Origin of the sequence: Paraburkholderia sp. RL17-383-BIF-A, from assembly GCF_046028015.1 — a bacterium.
Lineage (GTDB): Bacteria > Pseudomonadota > Gammaproteobacteria > Burkholderiales > Burkholderiaceae > Paraburkholderia.
The window spans coordinates 1-387 of sequence record NZ_JARESR010000094.1 but is presented as its reverse complement, the minus strand read 5'-3'; the positions used below and the strand labels follow the sequence as shown (position 1 = coordinate 387).

Below are 387 nucleotides of genomic sequence, written 5' to 3'. Positions count from 1 at the left end.
GTGACCCACACGATGTTCTGCGTCGGGTCCTTGATATCGCAGGTCTTGCAGTGCACGCAGTTCTGCGCGTTGATCACGAGGCGTTCGGTGTTGTCGTCGTTCTTCACGAACTCGTACACCGCTGCGGGGCAGTAACGCGACTCCGGGCCGGCGTAGGTCTGCCAGTTCACATTCACCGGCACTGAAGGGTCTTTCAGTGTCAGGTGAGCGGGCTGGTTTTCTTCGTGGTTCGTATTCGAGATGAACACTGAGGACAGGCGGTCGAATGTCAGCTTGCCATCTGGCTTCGGATAGACGATCGGCTTGCATTGCGACGCCGGTTTCAGCATCTCGTGATCCGAATGTTGGTGGTGCAGCGTCCACGGCACATTGCCGCCCAGCAGCTTC

1 protein-coding gene is annotated in these 387 nt (G+C 58.1%); it reads right to left on the bottom strand.

The features are described from left to right. The coding region (locus P0D71_RS36090) for a 4Fe-4S dicluster domain-containing protein (RefSeq protein ID WP_408483898.1) at positions 1-387 on the bottom strand (387 nt) is incomplete at both ends.